Source organism: Streptomyces sp. UNOC14_S4, from assembly GCF_020740835.1.
Taxonomy (GTDB): domain Bacteria; phylum Actinomycetota; class Actinomycetes; order Streptomycetales; family Streptomycetaceae; genus Streptomyces.
Genome location: NZ_JAINFC010000574.1, coordinates 1 through 4,551 on the forward strand (window position 1 = coordinate 1; position 4,551 = coordinate 4,551).

General features: G+C 73.7%; 3 protein-coding genes. All 3 read right to left on the bottom strand.

Annotation, left to right across the window (positions count from 1 at the left end):
• Positions 1-1,348, bottom strand: a 1,348-nt coding sequence (locus K6I34_RS32285; protein WP_229331569.1) for a TQXA domain-containing protein, incomplete at its 3' end; no start/stop codon positions are given.
• A gap of 385 nt (positions 1,349-1,733) precedes the next feature.
• The gene (locus tag K6I34_RS32290; protein ID WP_229331571.1) at positions 1,734-2,240 is read right to left on the bottom strand and encodes a single-stranded DNA-binding protein; all 507 of its coding nucleotides are present in this window, start codon (positions 2,238-2,240) and stop codon (positions 1,734-1,736) included.
• Between the two features lie 189 nt (positions 2,241-2,429).
• The coding region (locus K6I34_RS32295; protein ID WP_374231082.1) for a YfjP family GTPase at positions 2,430-4,551 on the bottom strand (2,122 nt) is incomplete at its 5' end.

The following is a 4,551-nucleotide window of genomic DNA, read 5'->3' on the forward strand; positions in this document are numbered from 1 at the left end:
GGCCGCCGTCGGCGGAGGCACCGGCCACGCCCTTGTCCGCGCCGCCCGCGGAGGCCGGGCGCATGCGGGAGGCCCGCTCCGTCCTGGTGCCGGCGCCGGGGCCCGTACCGGGGTCCATGCCCGCCGGACCGCCGCCAGCGGCGGTAGACGGGAGGCTCTCCGCCGTCACGCAGTCCAGTATTCCGGAGAACGTTCTGGAGAAGCCGTGCTGACCCGTGATCCCGAACCGGTACGCCTGGTCCTCGGCCACCTTCACCAGGACCGTCTCCGAGCCGCCCGCGGGGACGGTGTGCCGGGTGCCGTCGAGGTCGAAGACGAACGGGGCGTCGCCCTTGTTGTCGGCGGTGACCTCCACGCCGCCCTTGGCGCAGTCCTTCCTCGCCGAGACGGCCGGTATGGCGCCCTTCTCCGCCCAGGTCGCGGTGGCCGTGGCGGAGACGGTGCTCTCGCTGGATCCGGCCAGGATCTGACTCTGCGTGGTGGTGTGGTCACCGGCGAAGACCCGGCCGACGAGCGCCTTGGTCGCGGCCGTGGCCTTCAGTGAGAGGGCGCCGTCCCGCGCGCCGCGCCGCACGTCGAAGTAGACCTCGCCGCCGTCGCGGGTGGAGGTGACCGGCTTGCCGTCCTTGTCGACGATCCGGACGCCCTTGGCCTGGGCGTCGCCGAGCGGGGCGACCGTGACGCTGCTCGCGCTGGTGTGGACGGTGACCGGGCCGATCCGCCCGCCGGAGCGGCCGGAGACCGCCGACGGGGTCAGGGACAGGGAGGCCTCGGGCTCCTCCGCGCCCTGGGCGTGCTGGTAGAGGTAGTCGGCGAGCTTCTGCGCCGCTCCGTCCTTGGCGGCCACGTCGACGCCGTCCGAGTAGCGCCAGATCGCGACCTGGGTGCCTGCGGCGGCGGTGTTCGCGTCGAGCGTGCCCGAGTCGGCGTCCTTGGCGAGCGCGGCCAGGTCGTTCACCTGCGGGTAGGAGTGCTGGAGGATCCAGCGGATCCTGCCCGCGTTCTTGTTGGCGTGGAGCGGCGACTCACCCCAGCCGACCTCCTTGTACTTCGCGCCCTCGACGGTGTTGGTGAGTATGTCGATGCCGTACGTCTGCAGCGAGCCGCCGCCGTCGACCTTCATCTCGAACAGGCCCGCTTGGATGTCACCCGTTCTGCGGCTGTCGTGGACGGTGGCGCCCGAGCCCGCCGTGATCCTGCCGACGGTCGCGCTGACACCGCCCGTGTCCCGCGGCGTGTCCACCGCGAAAGCGGGGCCCGCCGCGACTATCGTGCCTACCGCAGCCAGTCCTGACACCAGGGCCCCTGCGGCAAGGCGGGTGGCGCCCCGCCTCTTGACAGAAGTCATCGATTTCCTTCCGGGCGGGCACGGATCATCCAGCCGCCGCGTCCCGCCAGCGAACTCAAAACTCACAGGCCCCCGTTGCCACGTGCTGCGAACGTGATCTTAAGGAGCCAGCACGACGCCTTGCCCACCGAGGGCCCCTGCCAACCGATCCGAATCGGAATCGTTACCGGGGAATGCCGTCCGACCTGGCATTATCGATAAATCGTTGGGACAAAAGGGGCCATTTTGCAGGGGTGTTGCTCCTCTGCTTGCGGGCGGCCCTGCCGCCTCGCCCCTGGTCACGACCCGGGTCCCGTCGCCGGCCTCGATTCCGGTTCTGGCTCCGATCCCGGTCCCGATCCCGGTTCTGGTTCAGATTCGGATTCGGGTTATGTGCCGTCTCTGGTCATTGCGCCGCTCCGGACCCCGCCATGGCTCCGGCGGGCACCTTCTCCTCCAGGCCCGGGCCCGACTCCGGGGCCGGGCCCGGGCCGCCCAGGGCTTCCGTGCCCGCTCCCGCCAGCCGTACCGGTTCGATCGGCAGCGGTCTGGCGGGCGAGACCCTGCGGAAGACCGAGGTGCCGCGGGTGAGGTCGTGGCCGATCGACACGGCGTCAATATCCGCCGACTGCCAGCGTTTTCCGTCCCGCTCCTGGTCGTTGATGCGCAACTTTCCCTGCACGATGACCGGTTCGCCGAGCGTGAGCGAGGCCACGACGTTCGCGGCCAGGGTGCGCCAGGCACGCACGGTGTAGAAGCTCGTGTACGCGTCCGTCCACTCCTCCTTGCCCCGGTCCCAGCGGCGAGCCGTCGCCGCGAGCCGGAACCGTGAGACGGCCGAGCCGTTCGCGACCTCCCTGTAGTCGGGCTGCGTCGCGACATTGCCCACGACCGTCACCAGCGTCTCGTTCATGCGGTGCCTCCCCCGTTGCCTTTGCTCTGCGCTTGCTCCGGTCATCATGGCGGGGGTGGGGAAGGTTCGCTTGAGGGTGTGGATGGCGGACCGTATGTGGATAACTTCGTCGCCATCGGGGGTGGTGGGCCGGTTGCGTACGGGGGTGGCGAGCCAGTTGTGCCCACCGGGGCGCGACCCCGTCAGGGATCAGGAGCCCCCCGCCGCGATCGCGTACTGGGCCCGTACCTCGTGGTAGCGCAGGAGTTCCGCCGCCACCGGTTCCAGGACGCGCTCGCGTCCGCACCCCGCCGCCGCGGTCCGCAGGCGCCGTTCCGCGTCCAGGGCGCGGCGGCGGGCCGGACCCCGGGAGAGCATGCGGCAGCACCAGGCGACGACCGGTCCGCCCACGCCGCCTCCGGTCACGAGGACGCCGGGGGCCCACCACTCACCGCCGAAGGTGTCCGTCGCCAGCCCCAGCAGCCACGCCATCCCCGCGAGTTGCAGCGCCGTGAGCGCGCCCTGAACGGCGGCGGCCACCGCCCACCACCGGGGGCGCACGGCACGCGCCCCCGGTTCGCCGGGCCCGCCCTTCCGTACCGCTCGCCTCTTCCGGCCCAGCCGAGTCTTCCGGCCCCTCCGGTCCTTGCGGCGGTGGCCCGTACGCGTCGTCGGGCCACCGCCCGTACCCGCGCTCGCCGCGGCGGCAGCGGCGGCCTCGTCCAGGGCGTCCGCGAGCCCTTCCGTGCCTCGGCCCGCCGCGTCCCGTACTGCCTGGGCCCAGGGGTCGGGCAGGCCCGTGGCCGCCTCGTGGGCCAGGGCCCGTACCGCCTGTTCCACCAGCGGCCGGGAGACCGTACGGCAGACGGCGGGGGGCGCGGGCATGTCGGTCGCACCCCGGCTCGCGCTCCCCTTGCCGGGCGCCCCGCGCCCGCGGCCGAAGCGGCGGCGCGCCCGGGACCAGGACGTGCCGCAGGCGTACTCGGCGTCGCGCAGCCAGGCCCGTTCCGCGGCGAGGCCCGCCGCCTGGGCGCCCACCGCCTCCGCCAGCCGGTCGTCGAACTCGTGCCGGGCCACCTCCGTGAGCCCCGGCCTGCCCGTGGCCACGTAGCTGGGCCGCAGCCGCGCCGCGACGCCGTCCACGTCGGCGATCAGCCGCCGCTCGGGCACGTTCCGGCCCGCCGTGAACTGGGCCAGCGCCTCGCGGAGTTCGCCGACGCCCTCGCCAGTCAGCGCGGACAGGGCCATCACCACGGCACCCGGCTCGCCGTGTTCGCCGAGGGCCAGCCCGTCCTCGTCCAGGAGCCGTCGCAGGTCGTCCAGCACCTGGTCGGCGGCGTCGCCCGACAGCCGGTCCACCTGGTTGAGCACGACGAACGTGACCTCCGCGTACCCCGACAGCGGGCGCAGATAGCGCTCGTGGAGCACCGCGTCCGCGTACTTCTCCGGGTCGACCACCCAGATCACCGCGTCCACCAGGCTCAGCATCCGGTCGACCTGCTCGCGGTGGCCGGTCGTCGCCGAGTCGTGGTCGGGCAGGTCCAGCAGGACGAGCCCGTGCAGGCCCTGGTCGTACGGGCGCACCGGCTGCCGCCGGGCGCGGGCCGGGATGCCGAGCCGGTCGAGGATGCCTTCCGCCTGGTCGGCGCGGTCCGTCCAGGCGCACGCGATGGGTACGGCGGTGGTCGGCCGCCGCACCCCGGCCTCCGAGAGCTGGGTCCGGGCCAGGGCGTTGAACAGGGTCGACTTGCCGCTGCCGGTCGCCCCGGCGATCGCCACGACCGTCAGGTCCAGCGCGTGCCGCTGCCGCGTCGCGGCCCCCTCCAGCACCCGCCCGGCCTCCGCGAGCATCCGTTGGTCCAGCCGCGCGCCGGACAGCCCGACGAGCTCGCGCAGCGCGTCCAGGCGGGGACGCAGGACGGCGCCCGGCGACAGCGCGCGAGCGGGCCCAGGCGCGTGCAAGGGGCGCGGTGGCATCGCCGTGTGCCTCTGGGAAGCGCCGGAGGCGCCGGAGGCACCGCCAGATCCTCCGAGCCCACCGGGCCCGCCGGACCCGCCGACCTGCTGGGTTCCGGAGCCGGGATCCGGGGTTCCGGCATCGGCCTTCTCCAGGATGAAGTGGGTACGGGGGATACGCCCCGGTCGGGCACGCCGTGCGATCAGGCCGTCGTCCCACGCGCCACGAGCGGCGGCGGAAGAGGCACCGGAAGGAACACCGGAAAGGTCACCGGAATGGGCGACGGAAGGGGTACCGGACGCCCCATCAGGAGCACCCGAAGCGGCGGCCCCAGAGGCAACCGCCCCCGTAGCGGCCCCGGCACGGGCCCCATCC

What these genes read in the sequence shown, in the direction of transcription:
- K6I34_RS32290 (WP_229331571.1), bottom strand. Translation starts at nt 2,240, where the DNA reads ATGAACGAGACGCTGGTGACGGTCGTGGGCAATGTCGCGACGCAGCCC.